At 67.1% G+C, this 1,763-nt stretch carries 2 protein-coding genes and 1 pseudogene; 1 reads left to right on the forward strand and 2 read right to left on the reverse strand.

The annotated features are described in order from the left end of the window. Together KZA10_RS14115 and KZA10_RS14120 are read right to left on the reverse strand one after the other, a co-directional pair. The coding region (locus tag KZA10_RS14115; RefSeq protein WP_218683196.1) for an HAD family hydrolase at nucleotides 1–139 on the reverse strand (139 nt) is incomplete at its 3' end. An 11-nt stretch (nucleotides 140–150) separates the two neighbouring features. Then, the gene (locus tag KZA10_RS14120) at nucleotides 151–996 is read right to left on the reverse strand and encodes an exodeoxyribonuclease III (RefSeq protein WP_218683195.1); all 846 of its coding nucleotides are present in this window, start codon (nucleotides 994–996) and stop codon (nucleotides 151–153) included. A gap of 185 nt (nucleotides 997–1,181) precedes the next feature. Here KZA10_RS14120 and pyrE point away from each other — a divergent pair. Next, a pseudogene (gene pyrE / locus KZA10_RS14125) lies at nucleotides 1,182–1,634 on the forward strand (orotate phosphoribosyltransferase); the annotation flags it as partial. Nucleotides 1,635–1,763: the final 129 nt, after the last annotated feature.

Below are 1,763 nucleotides of genomic sequence, written 5' to 3' on the forward strand. Positions count from 1 at the left end.
GCTGACGCGCCGTGACCGGCACGACGTGGATTCCGCGTTCCCGTGCCGCGTCGAGGGCCGCACGGGTGCGTGCGGTGACGGCGGGCGTCGAGTCGAGAAGGGTGCCGTCGAGATCGGTGGCGATCAGCCGCACGCTCATGGGATCGGCACTCAGGAGAAGATCATCGGGAGGTCGTCGTCGTCATCGGCGCCACCGAAATCGAGGTCGACGACCACCGGGACGTGGTCGCTGGGCTGCTCGCCCTTGCGCTCGTCGCGGTGGATGGACGCGCCCTTGACCGCTTCAGCGAGAGTGCGCGAGCCCAGCACGAAGTCGATGCGGACACCCTCGTTGCGGGGGAACTTCAGACGCTGGTAGTCCCAGTAGGTGAAGCCCTCGGGGATGAGCGGGCGCACGACGTCGGTGACGCCGGCGTCTTGGAACGCGAAGAACGCGTCGCGCTCCTGCGGGGAGACGTGGGTCGACCGACCGATCACGATGTCGGGGTCGCCGTTGTCGACATCGAACGGGATGATGTTGAAGTCGCCCACGAGAGCGAGCGGAAGATCGGGGTTCGCCGACAGCTCTACGGCCGTGGACTTCTTTAGCTGCTCCAGCCAGTGCAGCTTGTAGAGGTAGTGCGGGTCATCGAGCGCACGGCCGTTCGGCACGTACAGGCTCCACACCCGCACCCCCTCGACCATCACGCCGAGCGCGCGGGCCTCGAGCGGCGCATCCGGCCCCTCATGCCCCTTCGCGAAGCCCGGCATCCCGTCGAACGACGTGCGCACATCGGTGACCGGCAGCCGGCTCGCGATCGCGACGCCGTTCCACTGATTCAGCCCGTGCACCTCGACGTGGTACCCGGCCTCTTCGAACGGGGCGTAGGGGAACTGCTCGGGCTTGCACTTGATCTCCTGCATCGCCAGCACGTCGATGTCTTCTCGGACGGTGAACTCGACGGTGCGGGTGACGCGGGTGCGGATGGAGTTGACGTTCCAGGTGGCCAAGCGCATGCCTCAAGCCTAGGGCCCACCTCCTACACCGATCACCGCCGAACGGACGTTCCTCACCGACATCTGCATGAGTGCTGGACGGGCGCATGAGCGGTGCGGCCCCGGTTCTCATGCATCCGGTCGGGCCTCATGCATCCGAAGTCTCGGATCCCGTCGACGCCGGCTTGCCTCCTACACTGGATGCCGTGACCGCACTCGACGCAGACCGCCAGACACTTCTCGACCTCATCAAGGCGGAGGCGGTGTTCCACGGCGACTTCACCCTCTCCAGCGGCAAGCAGGCGACGTACTACGTCGACATGCGAAAGCTCACCCTGGACCACCGTGCCGCTCCCGCGATCGGTCGCATCATGCTCGACCTGATCGGCGACCTCGATGTCGTGGCGGTCGGCGGCCTCACCCTCGGTGCGGACCCGATCGCGAACGCGGTGCTGCATGCGTCGGTCGCCACCGACACCCCGCTCGACGCCTTCGTCGTGCGCAAGGAGCCCAAGGACCACGGGCGTGGCCGTCAGATCGAAGGCGCAGACGTGAAGGGCAAGCGCGTCGTGGTGCTCGAAGACACCTCGACCACCGGCCAGTCCGCGCTCAAGGCCGTCGAAGCCCTGCGCAAGGAAGGCGCCGAGATCGTCGCTGTCGTGTGACGACGACGATCGTCGCCGCTTTCGGATCGAATGCAGCGGGCGCCGCGGTCATACCTTCTCCTCGAAGATCGGTGGGCAGTTCAGGGGTGTGAGGGCTGCGGCGCCTCGGGCCACCGTCGGGGA

The sequence above is a fragment of the Microbacterium sp. BF1 genome (assembly GCF_019279095.1).
Taxonomy (GTDB): domain Bacteria; phylum Actinomycetota; class Actinomycetes; order Actinomycetales; family Microbacteriaceae; genus Microbacterium; species Microbacterium maritypicum.

Excerpts from the sequence above, each read along its gene's own strand:
- KZA10_RS14120 (WP_218683195.1), bottom strand. The coding sequence starts at position 996 with ATGCGCTTGGCCACCTGGAACGTCAACTCCATCCGCACCCGCGTCACC.